Origin of the sequence: Coprothermobacter sp., from assembly GCA_013824685.1 — a bacterium.
Taxonomy (GTDB): Bacteria; Caldisericota; Caldisericia; order Cryosericales; family Cryosericaceae; genus Cryosericum.
The window spans coordinates 142,699-161,847 of sequence record PNOG01000005.1 but is presented as its reverse complement, the minus strand read 5'-3'; the positions used below and the strand labels follow the sequence as shown (position 1 = coordinate 161,847).

Below are 19,149 nucleotides of genomic sequence, written 5' to 3'. Positions count from 1 at the left end.
CATACTGAAGCCTGTCCCTATCGTCCGCCACACAACCCACTGTCGGTACGATAGCACATTCGTCAAATTGCACAACAGTGCCCAGGACAGACGGTCAAACAGTAGTATCCGGGCTCCTAGTGCAAGCCCAGCCGCTCTCTTACCAGGAGCCTTACCGCTGCTGCGCTCTCCAGTTCCAGGCTTTCCCTGGCGAGGTCGCGCAGCCCGGCGATGTCCAGCGTGCGCGCAAGACTCTTTGCTGCGGGTATCGATCCAGGAGCCATGCTCAGCTCTTTGACACCGAGGCCGAGCAGTATCGGAATTGCCACAGGGTCGCCAGCCAGTTCTCCGCAAACGCCGACCCATTTGCCCGCTTCGTCGGCGCCGCGAATGGTCCAGTCTATCAACCGAAGGACCGCCGGATGCAGAGCATCCTGCAAGTACGCTACGTCGGCATTCCCACGCTCCGCGGCCATCGTGTATTGCGTCAGGTCATTCGTGCCGATGCTGAAGAAATCCACCTCGCGGGCGAATACTGGCGCAAGAAGGGCCGCCGAGGGTATTTCCACCATGATGCCAACGTCGACGTTCGGCGCAGTCAGAGTTCCACGTCGCAGTACTTCTTGCCGGGCTTCTTCCAAAAGAGAGCGAGCGCGACGCAGTTCTGCAATGTCTGCAACCATGGGGAACATGATTTTGATATTGTGACCTGCTGATGCTCGAAGGATTGCCCTCAACTCGGCCTTGAAGAAATCTGGCTGGTCCAGGCAGAGACGCAGTGCCCGCTTTCCCAAAAATGGATTCTGTTCTTCCTTCTGCGGCAGATAGGCCAGTGGTTTGTCGCCACCCACATCCAGGGTCCTGACCACAAGCGGACGGTCTTCCATCACTTCAGCAATTTCTCGATAGGCTGCGAACTGCTCATCTTCTTCTGGCGTATCAAGGCGGCCCAGAAAGAGAAATTCCGATCGCAGAAGCCCGACGCCATCAGCTCCCGAATCCAACGCTGCCCGCGCGTCCTTTGCAGAACCGATATTTGCCACGATCTCCACCGCAATGCCGTCTTTGCTGACGGCAGGAGTGCGGCTTGTCTGCCGGGCCAGGGCCTCCAGGTTGCGCCACTCCGCGATCTTCTCCTGGTATGCGCTAAGAATCTGCGCAGACGGAGAAGTCCAGACCTGTCCTGTCGATCCATCCACCACGAGGGGTGTTCCCTCGGCAATTTCGCCAAGGGCTTCGCCACAACCAAGAACTGCGGGAATGCCCAGCGTCCGCGCAAGTATTGCGCTGTGCGATGTGGGGCCACCCATTTCTGTGCAGACACCGAGCACCATTGCACGGTCGAGCCGCGCCGTATCAGAGGGTGACAGATCCGCCGCAATCAGAATGCCTGGGAACGGTATGTTCAGGACACCCGCTCCTCCGCCCAACTGGATGAGCACCTGCCGGCCGATATCCGCCACATCGGCGGCACGAGCGCGCATGTAGTCGTCTTCGATTTTCCGATAGTCGACAAGCGCACCTTGAATTGCTTCGCTCCAGGCCCATTCAGCGTTCTTGTGTCCGTCAAGAATGGCAAGCCGAACCTTTTCCAGGAGATCGGGGTCGTTCAAGAACATGAGATGGGCATCAAAAATTGCTGCATCATACGCTGTCGCAGAGATCGATATCTGCCGGCGCAATTGCTGGGTCGAAGCTCGGACGGCGTCCAGAGCCTTCGACAAACGTTTCAATTCTGTCTCGGGGTCATCAATCGTGCGTTGGTTGATTTCCGGTTCGGCCAACTTCAGAACGATTGCCGGACCTGCCGCGTAGCCTGGCGAAGCGGGAATGCCCATGAGGCCGCCATCAAACCTCTTGCTGCCGCGTTCGGCACTTGCCACCGGTACTGTGGCTGTGGACACTGCTGCCTCTTCGGCCTCGCCAAAGTCATGTTCGGCTGCCTTTTTCAGTGCATCGATTGCTGCGGATGCGTCCGGTCCTTCTGCCCACACGTGAATCGTCTCACCGCGCCGCAGACCCATGCTGGCAACGGCATTGATGCTCTTTGCATTCGATCGCCGTGCTTCATTGTCCGTTCGAGCAAGTTGTGTTTTCGATGCAAAGCGTCCAGCTATCTGCACAAAGGTCGCCGCAGGCCGGGCATGAAGGCCGAGCTTGTTCCGTATTTCGATGACCGCATCAGCAGTGGGGCCTGATACAGCCTCTGAGCTCGGCTGTGTCTCAGCGGCGCTGCTCTCCTCGGGCACCGAAAGCTGGGCAGCTTTGTTGCCAAGAGAACCGAGTGCTTCTTCCCGTACCTGCTCCAGAGTTCCGCCGAGGCTCGCCTGCACGGCCGCAGAAACCGCGCCTTCAACGATGGGCGCCGAACTCAACATAAATTTGATTTTCTTCTCTGGCGGCAGGAACTCAAGGGCCATCTCCGCGCTCAAGACTGCGCTGCCCATATCCATCAGTACGAGCACGCCATCATCGCTATACGCTTGTTCCATCGCCTTGGCTATCTCCTCGGCGTTGGTCCCAAGCGGAGAGCTCTCGTCGCCGGTGCCGGCGGCTGTCGCGATAATCAGTGGAGATTGTTGCGTCATGAGCCGCGCAAGTTCGGCAGCTCCCCGCGCAAGAGAAGGGCTGTGGGAAACAAGAACCAGGTTAACCATGGCTTCACCTCTGGTCACGTCAATTGAATGCAACACGTGTTCTGTTCCGACTATAACGAACATGACGAGAATGTCCAATCTCGCGTCAAACAACACCCATAGGACGGGACAAGTTGATGGACATGGTGGATGAGTCGATGCGTTTCTTGACTTTCTGCCGCAATACCTTGATAGTATAGATTCATGATGTAGATGGAAACACCCTGAGGTGAGATCATCAGACGCATAGCGGTGCTCGAGGACGACGATGACATCCGGGAACTCATCGGTCTATACCTGAAGAGGAACTCCATGGAGCCAGTCCCGTTCGCGTCCCCGGTCACGTTCCTCTCGTGGCTCGACACACAGCGGCAGCCCCCGGACCTCCTGATCCTGGACCTCATGATGCCGGAGCTTTCCGGTGCCGACGTCATCAAGGCAGTGCGCAGCCGTCCTTCGTGCAACGCCATGCCCATTGTCGTCTGCAGCGCCAGGGCGGCCGAGAGCGATGTCATTCTCACGCTGGGACTGGGCGCAGACACTTATGTCCGCAAGCCGTTCAACCCCCACGAGCTCGTCGCTCAGGTGGGCGCCATGCTGCGTCGCGCGCAGGTGGGTTCCACTGCGTCCCAACAGAGGGCCATGACCGCGGGACCGATTGCCGTCGACTCGGCACGCAAGACGGCGAGTGTCGGCGGGAAGCCGATCGATCTGACGCCCGCAGAGTACCACATCCTGGCTACGCTGGTCGAGCGGAAGGGTTCGGTCGTCTCCCGTGAAGACCTGCTGCGGGCCACCGGTGAGACCGACGCCATGGAACGCGTCGTCGACGTCCATATCACCAGCATCCGCCGCAAACTCAGCTACGCTGCGCATCTGCTTCGCACGTCACGCAGTTTCGGGTACTACCTCGAGGACGAAGCATGATCCAGCGTCGACCGTACACCCTCCACGTGCTCAGCGTCATCCTTATCGTCACCAGCCTCGTACTTGCGACCGCACTGGTTGCCCTGGTCACGTTAGTGTATCGTCAGGCAAGCATCGATGAGGTCAGCCGCCTCGAGGCTTCCGCACTGCTGTTGTCCAACACGTACGCCGCCGTCCATGCCGGGAGCCCTGCTGTCCCCCTGGTCCGTGGGGATCTTCCTGCCGGACTTCGCCTGACCATCCTGGATACTGAGGGTTCGACTGTCGCCGATTCGAAGTTCGATCCAGGCGTGGTCGCCAACCGCCTCGCTGACTCCGAAGTGAAACAAGCCACTGCAGGCGGCGTGGGCATTGCCGTGTCCTATCGCATCGAATCGGGACAGCGCGAACGCACCGTCTGTGTTGCGATCCGAGACTCAGGCTTGCTCATCGGCTTTGCCGCTGCAAGTTCACCGGTCGGCCTGACCTGGCAGTCCGCGTCCAGAACGCTCTCCTGGGCTCTGCCTCTCCTGCTTGTCGTCAGCGCACTGTGGCTCGTCCTGGCAGTCGTGCTTGCACGCATTGCCACCAGGCCGTTGGCGGACCTCGCCGACGCTCTGGAACGTCGTTCAGTACAGGGCCTGGCAGGCCTTGCCATGCACGCCGACGTCACCGAACTCGGACGAGCGCAGAGAGCAAGCTACGCGCTGCTGCAGGAAAGCGAGATGCTCACCCTGCGGGAACATTCGCAATCCTCAGTCCTCTCTGCCGTTCTGGACGCTGTTCCGCAGGCGATTGCCATTCTCGACAGCACCGGCGCCGTTCTCTCGGCCAACACACACTTCGGACATCTTTTCGGTGGCAATTCCCTGCCGGTAACAGGGCGCCATATTGCGGAACTCGTCACACTCCCTGACTGCCTTGCAGCCATTGAGCGCTGCATCGGCGAGCATCGGCCGCAGACGGTCGTCGCCGAGGACCGCGGTCGGTACTACTCCTGCAGTGTCCACGAACTGGATGAGATGACATTCGGCAAGCAGCGCGTGCTGGTCGTCCTTGAGGACATCACGGATGCCATGGCGCTGCCGCGCATCAAGGCCGATTTCGTCGCCAACGCTTCCCACGAACTCAAGACCCCATTGACCGCCATCCGGGGGTATCTCGAACTGCTGAGGGAAGAGCCTGGTAACGTTCGCTATCTTGACATCGTTGAGCGAAACGTCGACCGTCTCATCGCCCTTTCGTCTGACATCTCGCTTCTCTCTCGCTTCGAGAACAGGGCGCCGGAGATCGAACTTGTGGACTTCAGCGAGCTGCAGCGTGACCTGGTAGAGCTGTTCGACAAACAGGGGCGCGAGACTGGTGTCGCTCTAAGGTTCTCGGTAGACAGCGAGGGACGGTTCCTGTACGCTGACCGTCTGATGCTGCTGCAGCTGTTCATCAACCTGATCGAGAACGCCTATCGCTTCACGCAGGCTGGTGCAATAAGCGTTTCCGCCACCGCAGACGCCTCTCATATCATCCTGAGAGTGTCCGACACCGGCCAGGGAATCCCCGCCCGGGATTTGCGGCGCATCTTCGAGCGCTTCTACTCCCGTGCCACCGACCACGGACGCCCCGGCACCGGCCTCGGTCTCGCGATCGTCAAGCGCATCGTCCTTGCCCACAACGGGACGATCGACGTCGAGAGCACGGTCAACAAAGGAACAACGTTCGTCATTCACATCCCCAGGAACCTGGGGCCTCGCAGACCTGCTGCGACACCTGTAGAACGATCCGACACGAAGAGGGAGGACCCATGAGACGCATGAAGCGTATTGCCATATCCGCACTGATTTTCAGCCTGCTGATCGGAACAATCGGTTGCAGAACTGCTCCAGGGGCTCCGGTCAAGGACCTGGCCATCGCCGGCTCCACATTTGCCGAGCCCCTGTATGTCAAGCAGCTCGACGCCTGGTACGAGAAGACCCAGGTGAAGGGTGTCTATGGTGCTCTCAGCTCCTCCGCTGCGTTGCGCGCATTGCAGGACCGGACGATCGATATCGGCGCAACAGACCTCCTGCTGAATGCCGAGGAGCAGGCACGCCTTCCTGCTTCGGTGCTTGCGATCCCCACGTGTCTCGGCGCTGTAGCGGTCTGTGTCAACCTGCCAGGCAACCCAGCTCTGCGCATGGACGCGGCGCTCGTGTCAGCCGTCTTTCGCGGTGACGTCAAGACATGGAACGACGCGCGCATCACAGCGCTCAACCCGATGCTGAAGCTCCCTGACTCGCCTGTCGTCGTCATCCACCGTGCAGACGGCTCGGGTACGTCCGGTATCTTCACAACATACCTTGCCGCTGCCGATCAGACCTGGAGAGAAAAAGTCGGGGCTGGGCAACTCGTCGCGTGGCCGGCCGGTGTCGGCGTCAAGGGCAACGCCGCCATGGCGGCCATGGTGCGGCAGACGTCCGGGTCGATCGGCTACCTGGAGTACACATTCGCCGTTCAGTCCACCTTGACCTGCGTCGCACTGCGGAACCGTTCAGGGGCGTTCATCACGCCAAGCATCGACTCGATGAAGGCGGCTGTCCCTGCAGACCTGACAGCCGACCTGCAGGGGACGCTGCTGAACCGTCCCGGGGCAACCTCGTACCCTATCGTCAGCCTGACATGGCTCGTGTGCTACCGCGACCAGGCGTATGACGGCCGCTCACGGGAGCGGGCTGTAGCCGTGTATGATGTCATCTCCTGGCTCCTTGGCGATGGGCAGGCGCTTGCCGAGCCATTGCAGTACGGCAGTCTGCCTGAGAGCGTCCGCAAGGCTGCCAGAGACATCCTTACCCAGCTCACCTGGCAGGGGAAGCCAATCAAATAGCGGAGATACAGACCCCAAGCATTGCTTGTCGCCTTAACAGAATCTGAACAGGGTCCAAACACGCAGCAAACATGCCTCCATATGACCATATGATAGTACTCGGAAACCCCAAGGGGTTTATCGAGTACTTGGAGGTATGTATGTCAGCAGCTGGAAGAAGGATCCTGTCGGTAGCACTTGTTGCGCTTATCGCCATTGGGCTTGTGGTGCCCGGCGTCCACGCCACGTCTGCCGCATCGACCAAAACTATTGTCCTCACCATCGATTCCACCGTCGCAACTGTCGCCGGCTCACGCGTCACACTCGACGCAGCGCCCTTCATCGCCGGCGGCCGCACCATGCTCCCTGTCCGGTTTGTCGCCGAGGCAATGGGGGCCGGCGTCTCATTCACGACAAGACAGAACGGGAGCGTCTCACGGGTCAACCTTGGACTGCCGGACACCCCAACGTCACTCAAGGCCATCTCCCTCTCGCTCGACTCCACGACGGCCACCGTCGACGGTCAGACCGTGACGCTCGACACGACCCCTGTCATCCGGGAAGGCAGGACGTTCCTTCCCATCCGGTTCATCGCGGAACAGCTTGGCGCTAAGGTGACGCCCACGGCTGATCCGTCCACCGGCAAGACCAGGACGGTCACCGTCGTCCTGCCCGTCGTCGACGTCGAAGTTCCACGCCAGATGTCCGGGGCTGGGGCGACGTTTCCGCTTCCCCTGTACTCAAAGATGTTTGACGTCTACAGCAGTTCGACCGGCACCCGTGTCAACTACCAGGGCATCGGCTCGGGCGGCGGCATCAAAGCGCTGACCGACAAGACCGTGGATTTCGGTGCCTCCGATGCATTCCTGACCGTGGCTGAGACCACGACGATAGGGGCTCCCGTGCTCCACATTCCGACGTGCGTCGGCGCTGTCGTTCTCACCTACAACCTGGATGGCAACCCCACCCTGCGCTTCGATGCCAGGACAGTCAGCGACATCTTCCTCGGTACCATCACACGCTGGAACGACAGCCGAATCGCCGCCCTGAACCCCAGCATCACGCTTCCTGACCAGGCCATCACGACGGTTCACCGTTCGGATGGTTCCGGCACGACCTCCATCTTTACCAACTACCTTTCCATGGCCGTGCCGATATGGAAAACGAAGGTCGGCGCCGGGAAGTCGGTCAGCTGGCCCGTTGGCCTTGGTGGCAAGGGCAATGATGGCGTTGCAGGGCTCGTGTCACAGAACAGAGGCGCCATCGGCTACGTGGAACTCGTCTACGCGATCGGCGCCAAACTCTCCTACGCGACGATGCGCAACTCATCGGGCAACTTCATCACCGCGTCCCTTGCATCGTCAGGGCGCGCCGCCCAGATCCAACTGCCGGACGACCTCAAGGTCCTCCTCATGAACAGCAGCGATTCACAGGCGTATCCCATCGCCGCGTTCACGTGGCTGCTGGTGTATCGCGAGCAGCAATACTCTGGACGAACGCTGGGACAAGCGATCGCCCTCAAGCGAGTACTGAACTGGATGCTCACAACAGGCCAATCGGTCAACGAAAGCCTTGGTTATGGGAAGATGCCAGAAGCCGCTGTTCAGAAAGCACAGAAACTCATCAGTTCCATGACCTACGGTGGAGCGCCTATCCCCGACTGAATCGCGTCTCTCCCGCTTTCACGCAGCGCTCCTGGTACTCCGGGGGCGCTGTCTCCATTTCCCGGGAGATTCAGCTTAATACAATCTTAACATCCGCCAATGGCGGTACTCACGGTATTGTCCTATTCTATGAGTTTGTATTGTGACATTCGTGTGACGTGCACATCTCGGGAGGTCTGCATGAAGATGTTTGGTCGTTTGTCGGTGGTTCTGGCGACACTACTGGTGATCACCTTGGTTGTGTCCGGCTGCAGTTCCCAGGGAGGTCCCACAACCGTCAAGGAATTGGCGGGGGCCGGCGCGACCTTTCCCTATCCCCTGTACTCCAAGATGTTCGACACGTATGACGGTGTCACCGGCGTCCGCGTGAACTACAACAGCATCGGTTCCGGCGGCGGCATCAAAGCCCTCACCGACAAGACCGTGGACTTTGGCGCCTCCGACGCATTTCTCAATGACCAGGAGACAGCAGCCATGGGGGCGCCCGTCCTGCACATTCCTACGTGCGTAGGCGCCGTCGTGCTGTCGTACAACTTGGACGGCAACCCCGCCCTGAAGCTCGACGGTGCAGTCACCGCTGACATCTTCCTGGGCAAGGTCACCAATTGGAACGACCCGAGGGTAGCGGCACTCAACCCGGGCCTCTCGCTCCCCGACCTCGCCGTCACGGTCGTCCACCGTTCGGACGGCTCAGGCACCACGTCCATCTTCACCAGCTACCTCACGGCGGTCAGCCCATCGTGGAAGTCGACAGTCGGCGCCGGCAAGTCCGTAAGCTGGCCCACCGGCGTCGGAGGCAAGGGGAACGACGGTGTCGCGGGCATGATCTCACAGACAAAAGGCAGCGTCGGCTACGTCGAACTTGTCTACGCAGAACAGTCCAACATGCCATTCTCCTCGCTGAAGAACACGTCCGGCACATTTGTCACGCCGAGTCTCGCGTCGTCCGCCGCAGCCGCCGCAGTCAGCCTTCCCGACGACCTTCGCGTCATGATCGTGAACAGCCCGGGAGCAGATGCATACCCCATCAGCGCCTTCACGTGGATCCTCGTCTACAAGGAACAGAACTATGCCGGCCGCACGCTTGAACAGGCACAGGCGCTCAAAAAGCTGCTGACCTGGATGCTGACCGACGGCCAGGCCATCAACGAGGGCCTGTCCTATGCCAAGCTGCCCGCGCCTGCCGTCACAAAGGCGCTGGCGCTCGTGAACTCCATGACCTATGGCGGCACAGCCATCCCGTAGCGACCGGCGCGAGCTGATCCGCGAGCGCGCGTTCACGGCTGCCGGCCTGACGGCAGCCGTCGCACTCGTCACGACCATCGTCCTGTTCTTCCTTGAGCTTTTCACTTCTTCCCGTGCGGCCCGTGCGGCCTTTGGTCTTCCCTTCCTGTGGCGCAGTGAGTGGAACCCTGTCACCGAGCAGTTCGGCGCTCTTCCCATGGTCGTCGGAACACTCATCACCGGGTTTGGCGCCCTGCTCATCTCGACCCCGTTTGCGCTGGGTATCGCCATCTTCCTGGCCGACTATGCCGGCAAGAAGGTTGCGGAACCAGTCAAGTATCTCATCGGCCTCCTCGGCGGACTGCCGTCGGTCATCTTCGGGCTGTGGGGCCTGTTCGTCCTGGTCCCCCTCGTCAGCAAGTTCGAGGTCTGGTTTGGCAAGCTTGTGGGCAGTGAGGCCCTTGTCGCCAGCGGCACAACCGGTGTCGGTCTCCTGGCGGCCATTCTGCTGCTGGCCATCATGATCCTGCCGTTCAGCGCCTCCCTCATCCTGGAATCGCTGCTGGTCGTTCCCACGGAACTCAAGGAAGGGGCGCTCGCGCTGGGAGCGACGAAGTGGGACACCATCCAGAACGTCGAACTCCCGTATGTCCGCAAGAGCACCGTCGGCGCCCTCGTCCTGTCTCTCGGCCGCGCGCTGGGCGAGACGATGGCCGTCACCATGGTCATCGGCAACGGGATGCGGCTGCCACATTCCCTCTTTGACCCGGCCAATACGCTCGCGTCGGCGATTGCCAACCAGTTCCTGGAGGCCACATCCCCGGTGTACATCGCATCGCTCATCCAGCTGGCCCTCATCCTCTTCGTGATCGCTATCATCATCAACATCGTGGCGCGTGTCATTCTGAGGCAGGGGGTTCAGCAATGACGGCCCGGAAACTCAAGAACGGCCTGATGGGCTTCCTGGTCGCTGCGTCGGCCGGGCTGCTCATTGCCGTACTCGTCATCATCATATGGCACATCTTTATCTCCGGTGTTCGCTACCTGAATTGGGATTTTTTCACCAAGGCGCCCGCCCCGTTCGGCGAGAGTGGCGGCGGCGTGTTCAACGCCATTGTCGGGACCTTCCTCATCACGCTCGTGGCAGCCGCCATCGGGACACCGTTCGGTATGTTCACTGGCATCTATGTCGCAGAACACCGGGGTCAGCGGTTCGCCGACATCGTGCGCCTGTGCGCCGACGCCCTGCAGGGGATACCGTCCATCGTCATTGGCATCTTCGGCTACACGTTCCTGGTTGCGCGCTTCCGCAGCTATTCGGCCCTGTCGGCCAGCGTCGCGCTCGCCTTCATGTTCGTGCCAACGACGGCCCGCGTCACCGAGGAGGTGCTGAACCTCGTACCATCAGGCCTCAAGGAAGCAGCCTATGCTCTTGGAGCCAGACGATCGAGCGTGGTCTGGAACGTCAGCATCAAGACCGCCGCAGCGGGAATCACGTCGGGACTGCTCACGTCGATGGCCCGTATCGCAGGCGAGACTGCGCCTCTGCTGTTCACAGCGTTCGGCAGCCGGTATATCGAATGGAACATGCTGCACCCGATGTCAGCTCTTCCGCTCCAGATCTATATCTACGCCAGCAGCCCGTATCCCGCCCTCCAGCAGCAGGCCTGGAGCGCCGCATTTGTCCTCGTCCTGCTCATCCTGCTGCTCCAGTTCAGCGCCAAACATCTCATCGCCCACGTGTTGCGAGTGAAGGCATAAGGAAGGCACCTATGGAAGAACCTGTCATCGTTCTCGAAACCCAGAAGATCAACGCCTGGTTCGGCAAGGACCAGGTTCTGTTCGACGTCTCAGCGCACATCCCGAAGAACAGGGTCACCGCAATCATGGGCCCGTCCGGTTGTGGCAAGACGACCTTCGTGCGGACGCTCAACGGGCTGCACCTGATGACGCCGGGAGCCCGTTCCTCCGGCACTGTCCTGCTCGAGGGCACCGACACGTCGACCATGGACATCGTGGACGTCCGCAAGCATATTGGCATGGTGTTTCAGAGGCCCAACCCTTTTCCTACGATGACCGTCTACGAAAACGTGCTTGCGGGCTACCGCCTCACCGGCCAGCGCCTTGCGCGGGAAAAGGCGGACCAGATCGTTGAGACGACCCTCAACAAAGTCGGGTTGTGGACCGAAGTCCAGACCAAACTGTTCAGGGCCGGCACGTCCCTTTCCGGAGGGCAGCAGCAACGCCTGTGCATAGCGCGCACGATCGCCATGGAACCGGCTGTCGTGCTCTTCGACGAGCCGACCAGCGCCCTCGACCCGAAGTCGACGGCGATTATCGAAGAATTGCTGTCCGGCCTCAAGTCTGACTACAGCATCATCTTCGTGACCCACGGCCTGCAGCAGGCAGCGCGCATCTCGGATTATGTCGCTTTCTTCATGCTGGGCGAACTGGTGGAGTTCGGCGAGACAAAGCGCGTCTTCGTCGGCCCACAGGACAAGCGAACCGAAGACTACCTGTCCGGCAAGTACGGATGACAGGAAAGGAGTAGACCATGCACGAAGAGAAGCTTCAGGAGATCAAGGACAAGCTGTTCGCGTTCAGCGCCTTGGCCAGTTCCATGGTCGAAAAAGGAACGAGGGCTATTGTGACGAAGAACGAAGCTCTTGCCAAAGAGGTCATCGACCTCGACGAGCCCATGGCAAATGAGTTCGACCACGCCATCGAACGCGAGACCATCAACTTCATCGCGCTGTATCAGCCTGAGGCGCGGACCTTGCGCAGTGTCTACATGTACGCCAAGATCGGGACAGACCTCGAGCGCCTGGCGGACCACGGCGTCAACATCGCCGAGAGCGCCCAGTACTTGATCGCAAGGCCTGACATCAAGCCCTACATTGACATCCCGCGCATGAGCGAAGAAGCGCGGAAGATGCTGGCTGACGCGATGACGGCGTTCTCGACCCAGGACACCCGCCTTGCCATCGACGTTGTGGAGCGCGACGACATTGTCGACCAGTTGGGCAACCAGATCTTCAGGGAGCTCCTTACCTACATGATGGCCGATCCCACCACGATCGACCGGTCGCTCCAGATCCTGTTTGTCAGTGGCAACCTCGAGCGCGTCGCCGACTTGGCGACCAATATCGCCGAGGACGTCGTCTTTGCCACGACCGGACGCCTCATCCGCCACAACCGCCTCAGCAAGGAGGAGCTCGACAACCTGCGCTGAGGAAGCACCTGGAGGATACTTGCTGTCACTCTCGCCTTCGCGGGAATGACCGAGGAGAACGCACTCTTCTGTCGTTGCTGAACGCAGGACCCAGCCGCTGGTTGCGACGAAGAGTCTAGTATGCTGGATATGTTGTTGCTATTGTCTTGGTCGCCTGGTTGTAGCCGACCGTCGCGCCCAGCGACTCGGTGACGAAGCGCAGGGGAAGCAGCATGCGCCCGGCGACAATGAGAGGGACAACCTTTGCGTTCGTGTCAATGGGGGTGTCCAGACCGTTGGCAGCGGCGATCGCTTCGCCGATAGTCAGCTTGATGGTGTTGAGGCCACCAGTGATCGTGGCAGTAAGTTAAAGCCCCAGGCTCAGCCTGGGGCTATAGATCTATGGGTTGTAGGTTATGGCCAGGGCGGCGTTGACGAGACCGTATCCGTAGTACTTATCCCGACCTGCTGTACCTAAGTCCTTTGCAGTAGATTGGAGAGCTTGTCTTACTTGTTCATTTGTAAAGGTTGGGTGCACTGAGAGGACTAATGCCGCAACTCCCGCAACATGTGGACTTGCCATCGATGTACCTTGAAAGAAGTAGTAGCCAAAACTCGTAGGTTTTCCTGATGCGAATGTCTGTTGGAGAATTCCATCTTTGTACCCGTCTTTGTTTTGGTCTACGCTCATATCTCCGCCGGGTGCAACAAGATCAAGGGCACTTCCGTAGTTAGAATACCGTACTCTATTGCCGTCAAACCTTGTTGACCCAACTGCAATGCATTCAGTATAAGCAGCAGGATAACTTACAGACGGCCTTCCATCATTTCCCGAAGCACAGACAATTACCACACCCTTGCCGTAAGCGTATTTTATTGCATTGGACAGCGTCGTAGAGCCTGTTTTTCCTCCAAGGCTCATATTGATGACTCGTGCGCCATGATCTGCTGCCCACATAATACCATTTGCAATTGCATCGTACGTACCTGAACCGCTTGCATTGAGGACTTTGATGGGCAGGATCGTCGCTCCATACGCTATTCCTGCGCATCCCAAAGAGTTGTTTGTTGATTGGGCTATCGTGCCCGTAACGTGTGTTCCGTGCCCATTGTCGTCATTGGGATGAGCATCATTGTTTACAAAATCGTAAGCATCTTGAGTATCGAAGTTTGTCTGGGCAAGGTCTGGTGCACGTGCATACGTTCCCAGGGAATCAGAGTAGTCTTCATAGGCAACACCTGTATCAACAACTGCTACTTTTACCCCGCCCCCTGTTGTGGTCTTCCAGGCGGAAACTGCCTGGACTCCATAGTTGGAGGCATACTCGTTACTCTTCATACCATAATCATAAAGATTCCACTGATACGGTGAGAAATATGGATCATTCGGGAGGTCGAACGCATAGGCAATGTAATTTGGTTCGACATATTCGATATCCGGATCCTGTAAGAGAAGTCTATTGACAGCGTTCATAATATGTGGAGGAATCTTGAATACGACAAAGTTCTTGATTCCTTTACGTGCAATCATCGTTCCGAGGATGTTCTCAACCTTCTTGGTTGCCTTAGCAACATCCACGCCTTCCTTAAATCCCACAATAATCTCATCTGGAACCGACTCGCCTTTATCTACAACACCACACTCTTGCACAAAGAGTGGCTCAGATCCTTGTACGATTGGGGACAGCAGTGCAAATAACACAAAGAAGACTGTTGCGATGATTAGTGACTTTCTCATGCTCTTGCCTCCTCCAAACTGGAATCTGGCAGCACGATGTCGTTTTGAACAGTCCTGAAATTCGCCCTATCGAGTGGCAGCAAATTCTCTTGCTTGCTCGTATTTTACAAACATCGGAATTCTTGTCAAGAAGCGAATCGACTCATCCACCATCGAGGTCCACTGGCTTCCGAAACACATCAGAGAATGGAGCTCACGATGCAGGAAGACAAGAAGCTCTCAATGGTCAAGGCACAGGCATATCGAAACGTCTGCTGTCCACTCGCACTCCTGAAGAGCTGGACAGGACGAGCCTGTTCCACCCACTCTTCCTCTCTCAGGGTCACCTGGATTAGATCGCCAGGAGAAGACAACCCCCTCATCATTAAGAAACGTGGCAGCTACGCGACCATGTCTGGGTGGGTCCACGACCCGATGGTTCACGTACGGGTGTACATGAGGTGAAACGATACCAGCAAGCAGTATCACCGCGGCAGCTCCTGCCTGAGATCCCTGGCGACCCCTCGGAGCGTTCGTGCGTGTCACCACTGCATGCGCGCACGAAAGGGACAGCTGTTGTCACAGGGCTGTTCTTCGGCATACTGGAATCGAGGTGTGCCTATGAACAGACAATTGATGTGTGTAACGTGTGGATCGACCTACCCTTGCGAAGACCGGCGGCTCCGATGCGACTGCGGCGGACTACTCGACGTTCAGCTCGACATGGACAGCGCTCCGTCTCCTGCTGCTCTCGCCGCCACATTCGAATCACGTCTCACGTCCCGTCTGCCCGAGGACCTCTCCGGCGTCTGGCGCTACCGCGAACTTGTGCTGGACTTGCCTGCTGAGGACATTGCCACCTTCCCGGAGGGCCGCACCAACCTGTACACACTGGACGCCGCCCCGCTCGGTCTGTCTGCTCTCTGGGCCAAGCACGAAGGAGAAAACCCTACCGGCTCCTTCAAGGACCGGGGCATGACCGTCGCTGTGAGCTGGGCCAGACACCAGGGAGCACGGGCGCTCATCTGCGCCTCCACCGGCAACACCTCTGCTTCGCTGGCCGCATACGGCGCCCGCGCCCACCTTCCCGTCTTCGTCCTCATCCCTGAGGGCAAGATTGCGCAAGGCAAGCTGGCGCAGGCACTTGCGTACGGGGCTCACACTCTGCAGATCGACGGCAGCTTCGACGATGCCATGCACGCCGTGGAACAGATGGCGACACAGCACAACCTGACCCTGGTCAACTCGCTGAACTCGTTCCGCCTGGAAGGACAGAAAACTATCATCCTGGACAGCTACTTCCAGCTTGGGCAAATGCTGCCGGACTGGATCGTCGTCCCGGGAGGAAACCTGGGAAACACAAGCGCGTTCGGCAAGGCTCTCGTCGAGATGAAGGCGCTGGGCCTCATCGACCACGTGCCGCGTCTCGCGGTCATCCAGGCCGAAGGCGCATCCCCCTTCGCGCGTGCCGCGCAGGACAACTTCCGCCGCTTCGAGCCCGTGCAGCCGGAGACCATCGCGACCGCCATCCGCATCGGCAATCCGGTCAACTACGAGAAGGCCGTGCGCGCCATCCGATTCACGGACGGTGTCGTGACCAGCGTCACCGATGCCGAGATCCTGCAGGCAAAACATGACCTTGACCGACAAGCTATTGGGTGCGAACCGGCATCGGCCGCCTCGCTTGCCGGCCTGCGCAGGCTGGTGCGCGAACAGGTCGTACGTCCCGGCGAGAGCGCTCTGCTGATCATCACCGGCAACCTGCTCAAGGACCCGGACACAACCATCGCACTGGCGACGGGACAGACAGCCGGACTCGGTATCCCGGGGGCCGCGTCGCTGGACGCCTGCGCCAACGAGCCGCGCCACGTACCCTCGGATCCTGAGACGATCGCCCGCATCATCGAGGAGGAATTGCAGTGAAAACCGCACCCGTGACACACGTCATTCAGCTGGGATACGGCAAGGTCGGGGGACCGCTGGTCCACTTGGCGGTCGAGAACCGGGCACGCATCGATCGCGAGACCGGTGTCCACCTGGAATACGCCGCTGTCGTGCGCAGCAGCAGCGTCGCCTTGGGCGATGACCTGGCACTGCGAGCGGCCGACAGGGGAGCATCCTTCGACGAATGGACGCAGCGCGCGCCCGGTATGACCATCGCTGTCCTGGACCCCGTGTTCGACCGCTTCGGGCTTCCGGACACGACACAGTACGTGCTGATCGATGTCACAGCCACAGCCGAAACGGGGCCCCTGCTCCTGGAAGCGCTGGGGATGGGCATCCCAGTCGTCACGGCAAACAAGATTCCCCTCGCGGAGACGCCCGGCTGGTTCGAGCAGGCACGGGCAGTAAGCCGGCAGGCTCGCACGCCGTTCCGGTATGAATGCACCGTCGGCGGCTCCCTCCCTGTCATCAGCACGCTGGTCGACCTGATGACGACCGGGGACACCATCCAGCGCATCGTTGCCCTGCCCAGCAGTTCGCTGTCGTGCATCCTGGGGGGCTTCAACCGTGGGCTGCCGCTGGATGCAGCCATTGCAGACGCCATGCGGAGAGGATTTGCCGAACCCAATCCCCTGACGGACCTTGCCGGCCGCGACGCCCTGCGCAAGATCGTCATCCTGGCCAAGACCATGGGGCTCCCAACCAGCATCGGCGACGTCGACCAGGAACCCTTGCTCGACCAGAATTATTCGGATTTCGAGGCCTTCCAGGACGACGGCATGGCGCGCCTCGCGGCTCGCCTGACGGCCGCCCGGCAACCCGGGATGGTCACGTATTACGTCGGCTCGGTCTCCGCTGACGGGGCTGTCACGCTCAGCCTCCGCAGCTTCCCGCAGGCATCGGTCTGGGGGACACTGGAACCCTCCGAGAACATCTTCCTCTTCAGCACCAGTCGGTTCGGCAACCTTCCGGTCGTCGTCCGCGGCATCGGCGGGGGGGCCATCCTGACCGCCTCAGGCGTCCTTGCGGACGTCATCAAGGCCGCACAGGCACAGAACTAGGGAAGTACTACCCGACACTCATCCCGCGGACCGTGACGCTTTCGGTGCTCATGGGCACGCCCGCCGCGGCCAGGGCACCAGGCAGGGTATCAGCGCCGCGCATCGTCACGGAACCCATCTGGTCCGTGAGCCAGATGTGAACGAAGCGCCCGTCCTTCATGGTGATGCGGAAGCCACGCGTCTCTGACTGCGCACCCAGCAGGGCAGCGCCCGACCCTCGCCGACCAGACAGCGCGGTGAGCCAGGACGCTGTGATGAGCCACTTCGGTGCGACCTGGATGGCGGGCTGGACAAGTGTCATCTCCGCGAACAGATACTCCTCGTGCCGCCACGCGGTCACCCGCACCAGGCGGTCCGCCAGCACCATCATCTGCAATCCTCCGGCACTAATGCTCACCTGCACAGCCCACAGACCGAGGAGCCCAATGAGCCAGAACACCAGCGTCAGTCCCCAATACTCCGTGACAGCCAGTGCAGAGTTGCTGGTGATCAAGAAGGGCATCGCGACGAACACGACGGTGAGCACGAGTCCCAGGATATCGCCAAGGACCACCCGCCACCTGTCGTAGGCGATGACTCCCTCGCGCCTGCGTGGCCACGGCAGAAGGACGTACAACAGCATGGCAAGGCCAAGCAGAGGGAAGAACAGGCCACGCAGCGGATACACGAGCGCATGAGGAGGGCCGTGCAGGCCAGCGCCGAGTGTAAAGTCACCGCTGTCGAGGTGCAACGCGACGGCCTTGACCCATGTTCCATCGGGCAGAGACACGTAGCGCTCTTCCCCATCCGGGATCCCGGCCAGCAGTTCGGGCAAGGGCAGGTCCGTCTGCCGTACATACACGCCACCCCACTCCCCGATGCGGCGGCGCCATGTCTGGTCTGGAGGGTTCCCCTCATCTGTCAGGGATACTCCAGTGGCAAACGTATCCCATGCGGTACCGTCGGCAGTAGTCATCTTCCCGGTGGTCACTGACGCGATGTAGTCGGCAAGCGGCATGGCCTTGAGCGCCTTCTGTTCGTCGGTCCACAGTCCGTAGAGACTGCCTATGTCCTGCTGTTCCTGCGCGAAATCCATGACTTCGATGCGGGCCAGCGGCTCGTGCGTCACGACGAACGCGGTCACGACGGCGGCCAGGACGAGAGCCACCGGCAGGACGCGACGCCAGATCTCCCGAGTGTTTCCTCTCTGTGCTGTGCTCATGCGGGCTCTTCCTCCAGGGCAAGGCGTATGCTACCATCATGGGAACATACTCCCACAACGCAAGGGGCGCGGCGCTATCTCGGCGTCTGCTCCTGTCCCGGGCCGGGGTACCGCATGTACTTGCTCCACAGGTCGAACAGCTGCGCGGTCGCCCTGGCGTCACCCAGACAGTAGCGGGCGATGGTCATGTACTCGCCGGCTGCGTACAAGGCGGTGACGTCACTCCCGTGCACCTCGCGCTTCGGCTGCTCCACGCCCAGCGCACTGCACCAGGCGTCGAGTGAGAACCGGCGGCGGACCGCTCCGAACCAGGTGAACTGATCCATGAGGTCCACGTGCTGGTTACTGTATCGATTGGGCATGAGGTCGACCGTCGGCCGGACGCGATTGGCCGCTGAGCGCACCAGGAGGAAGGGGCAGTCGAAACCGCGCCCGTTGAACGTGATGACCTGCTTCGCCCTGCCCGCCGCTTCCCAGAAGTGCAATAAAAGCTCCTTCTCTGTGCAGGGGACGAACACCGCCTTCTCCTCGCGCACCTGTGAGGCCCCTGCCTGCGGCGCCTGGAAGAACACCGCTGCGTGGTCCTGTTCCGGTGAGTACAGTGCGACGCAGACGACCTGAGCCGTGACAGGGAACAGGCTCAGCGAGTTCTGGACATCCTGCCGTTCCTCATCACTCCTGGCGGAACGCAGCAGCGACTCCTGGATGCCCGTATCCAGCGACTCCCACGGGACCCCGACCGTCTCAACGTCGAAGACAAGCCGTTCCAT

General features: G+C 60.1%; 17 protein-coding genes. 12 read left to right on the top strand and 5 right to left on the bottom strand.

Annotated elements, in window-relative coordinates:
* Nucleotides 1-116 precede the first annotated feature (116 nt).
* Nucleotides 117-2,636 (bottom strand): phosphoenolpyruvate--protein phosphotransferase, encoded by a 2,520-nt coding sequence (gene ptsP / locus C0398_01525; GenBank protein MBA4364672.1) that lies wholly within the window; start codon nt 2,634-2,636, stop codon nt 117-119.
* A gap of 231 nt (nt 2,637-2,867) precedes the next feature.
* On the opposite strand from ptsP, the gene C0398_01520 reads away from it, so the two are divergent.
* The 9 genes from C0398_01520 (at nt 2,868) to phoU (ending at nt 12,477) form a co-directional block, all read left to right on the top strand.
* Nucleotides 2,868-3,542 (top strand): DNA-binding response regulator, encoded by a 675-nt coding sequence (locus tag C0398_01520; GenBank protein MBA4364671.1) that lies wholly within the window; start codon nt 2,868-2,870, stop codon nt 3,540-3,542.
* Entirely contained in the window at nt 3,539-5,323 is a 1,785-nt protein-coding gene (locus C0398_01515) for a hypothetical protein (GenBank protein ID MBA4364670.1), read from the top strand. The genes C0398_01520 and C0398_01515 overlap by 4 nt, the downstream gene beginning before the upstream one ends.
* Nucleotides 5,320-6,378, top strand: a complete 1,059-nt coding sequence (gene pstS / locus C0398_01510) for a phosphate ABC transporter substrate-binding protein PstS (GenBank protein MBA4364669.1) — start codon at nt 5,320-5,322, stop codon at nt 6,376-6,378. The genes C0398_01515 and pstS (C0398_01510) overlap by 4 nt, the downstream gene beginning before the upstream one ends.
* Nucleotides 6,379-6,449: 71 nt before the next feature.
* Nucleotides 6,450-8,021: a phosphate ABC transporter substrate-binding protein PstS gene (pstS, locus tag C0398_01505; GenBank protein MBA4364668.1), complete on the top strand. Its 1,572-nt coding sequence runs from the start codon at nt 6,450-6,452 to the stop codon at nt 8,019-8,021.
* A gap of 186 nt (nt 8,022-8,207) precedes the next feature.
* Complete coding sequence (gene pstS, locus C0398_01500; GenBank protein ID MBA4364667.1) at nt 8,208-9,266, top strand: phosphate ABC transporter substrate-binding protein PstS; 1,059 nt, start codon at nt 8,208-8,210, stop codon at nt 9,264-9,266.
* Nucleotides 9,244-10,173, top strand: a complete 930-nt coding sequence (gene pstC, locus C0398_01495; protein ID MBA4364666.1) for a phosphate ABC transporter permease subunit PstC — start codon at nt 9,244-9,246, stop codon at nt 10,171-10,173. The genes pstS (C0398_01500) and pstC overlap by 23 nt, the downstream gene beginning before the upstream one ends.
* Entirely contained in the window at nt 10,170-11,006 is an 837-nt protein-coding gene (gene pstA, locus C0398_01490; protein ID MBA4364665.1) for a phosphate ABC transporter, permease protein PstA, read from the top strand. Before pstC ends, pstA begins: the two co-directional genes overlap by 4 nt.
* Before the next feature lie 11 nt (nt 11,007-11,017).
* Entirely contained in the window at nt 11,018-11,782 is a 765-nt protein-coding gene (gene pstB / locus C0398_01485) for a phosphate ABC transporter ATP-binding protein (protein MBA4364664.1), read from the top strand.
* Between the two features lie 17 nt (nt 11,783-11,799).
* Nucleotides 11,800-12,477: a phosphate transport system regulatory protein PhoU gene (gene phoU / locus C0398_01480; protein MBA4364663.1), complete on the top strand. Its 678-nt coding sequence runs from the start codon at nt 11,800-11,802 to the stop codon at nt 12,475-12,477.
* 115 nt (nt 12,478-12,592) lie between these two features.
* Here the strand turns inward: phoU and C0398_01475 are convergent, their stop codons facing one another.
* Both C0398_01475 and C0398_01470 read right to left on the bottom strand, forming a co-directional pair.
* Nucleotides 12,593-12,811, bottom strand: a complete 219-nt coding sequence (locus tag C0398_01475; protein MBA4364662.1) for a hypothetical protein — start codon at nt 12,809-12,811, stop codon at nt 12,593-12,595.
* A 45-nt stretch (nt 12,812-12,856) separates the two neighbouring features.
* Nucleotides 12,857-14,194, bottom strand: a complete 1,338-nt coding sequence (locus C0398_01470; protein ID MBA4364661.1) for a peptidase S8 — start codon at nt 14,192-14,194, stop codon at nt 12,857-12,859.
* Nucleotides 14,195-14,392: 198 nt separating this feature from the next.
* Between C0398_01470 and C0398_01465 the strand changes: the two genes are divergently transcribed.
* The 3 genes from C0398_01465 (at nt 14,393) to C0398_01455 (ending at nt 17,178) form a co-directional block, all read left to right on the top strand.
* Complete coding sequence (locus C0398_01465) at nt 14,393-14,638, top strand: hypothetical protein (GenBank protein MBA4364660.1); 246 nt, start codon at nt 14,393-14,395, stop codon at nt 14,636-14,638.
* Between the two features lie 156 nt (nt 14,639-14,794).
* Nucleotides 14,795-16,096, top strand: coding sequence for a threonine synthase (locus C0398_01460; protein MBA4364659.1), 1,302 nt, complete (start codon nt 14,795-14,797; stop codon nt 16,094-16,096).
* Complete coding sequence (locus C0398_01455; GenBank protein ID MBA4364658.1) at nt 16,093-17,178, top strand: hypothetical protein; 1,086 nt, start codon at nt 16,093-16,095, stop codon at nt 17,176-17,178. Before C0398_01460 ends, C0398_01455 begins: the two co-directional genes overlap by 4 nt.
* Nucleotides 17,179-17,185: 7 nt before the next feature.
* Here the strand turns inward: C0398_01455 and C0398_01450 are convergent, their stop codons facing one another.
* A complete protein-coding gene (locus tag C0398_01450) occupies nt 17,186-18,379 on the bottom strand; it encodes a hypothetical protein (protein ID MBA4364657.1) in 1,194 nt (397 codons plus the stop codon).
* Nucleotides 18,380-18,453: 74 nt separating this feature from the next.
* Nucleotides 18,454-19,149, bottom strand: coding sequence for a 3'-5' exonuclease (locus tag C0398_01445; protein ID MBA4364656.1), 696 nt, complete (start codon nt 19,147-19,149; stop codon nt 18,454-18,456).